Source organism: Flavobacterium gillisiae (assembly GCF_900107635.1).
Taxonomy (GTDB): domain Bacteria; phylum Bacteroidota; class Bacteroidia; order Flavobacteriales; family Flavobacteriaceae; genus Flavobacterium; species Flavobacterium gillisiae.
On the sequence record NZ_FNRD01000028.1, the window covers coordinates 1 to 1,430 of the forward strand.

The 1,430-nt window shown below is 45.8% G+C and carries 1 protein-coding gene; it reads right to left on the minus strand.

The genetic code is table 11. The features are described 5' to 3' along the window. A partial coding sequence (locus BLV35_RS19385; protein ID WP_394331052.1) for a hypothetical protein occupies positions 1–1,430 on the minus strand: 1,430 nt, incomplete at both ends.

Below are 1,430 nucleotides of genomic sequence, written 5' to 3' on the forward strand. Positions count from 1 at the left end.
CCAGGTGCTGTTCCTGCTGCTACACTTATTGCTCCGGTAGTCGTGTTTAAACTAATTCCCGTTGGCCATGTACCGCTTTGTGCGATTGTAGAGTTCGATGTTGTACTTGCAACTCCATTGGTTGTGTCATTCGATAATACAGTAGTGATCGCAATTCCGCCGGTTGCAGCGATGCTTCCACTTTCTGTTATCGGTGTGACTACCGATGTTACCGTTACATTGTCGGTTACTGTAGCACAGGTTTTTGGTGTCAGTTTATCACATAACTCGTAAGCAACGGCATATACGCCAGGTGCTGTTCCTGCTGCTACACTTATTGCTCCGGTAGTCGTGTTTAAACTAATTCCCGTTGGCCATGTACCGCTTTGCGCGATTGTAGAGTTCGATGTTGTACTTGCAACGCCATTGGTTGTGTCATTCGATAATACAGTAGTAATCGCGATTCCGCCAGTTGCAGCGATGCTTCCACTTTCTGTTATCGGGCTGACTACCGATGTTACCGTTACATTGTCTGTTACTGTAGCACAGGTTTTTGGTGTCAGTTTATCACATAACTCGTAAGCAACTGCATATACGCCAGGTGCTGTTCCTGCTGCTACACTTATTGCTCCGGTAGTCGTGTTTAAACTAATTCCCGTTGGCCATGTACCGCTTTGCGCGATTGTAGAGTTCGATGTTGTACTTGCAACGCCATTGGTTGTGTCATTCGATAATACAGTAGTAATCGCAATTCCGCCAGTTGCAGCGATGCTTCCACTTTCTGTTATCGGTGTGACTACCGATGTTACCGTTACATTGTCGGTTACTGTAGCACAGGTTTTTGGTGTCAGTTTATCACATAACTCGTAAGCAACGGCATATACGCCAGGTGCTGTTCCTGCTGCTACACTTATTGCTCCGGTAGTCGTGTTTAAACTAATTCCCGTTGGCCATGTACCGCTTTGCGCTATTGTAGAGTTCGATGTTGTACTTGCAACGCCATTGGTTGTGTCATTCGATAATACAGTAGTGATTGCGATTCCGCCGGTTGCAGCGATGCTTCCACTTTCTGTTATCGGGCTGACTACCGATGTTACCGTTACATTGTCTGTTACTGTAGCACAGGTTTTTGGTGTCAGTTTATCACATAACTCGTAAGCAACTGCATATACGCCAGGTGCTGTTCCCGATGCTACACTTATTGCTCCGGTAGTCGTGTTTAAACTAATTCCCGTTGGCCATGTACCGCTTTGCGCTATTGTAGAGTTCGATGTTGTACTTGCAACGCCATTGGTTGTGTCATTCGATAATACAGTAGTGATTGCGATTCCGCCGGTTGCAGCGATACTTCCACTTTCTGTTATCGGGCTGACTACCGATGTTACCGTTACATTGTCTGTTACTGTAGCACAGGTTTTTGGTGTCAGTTTATCACATAACTCGTAAGCAAC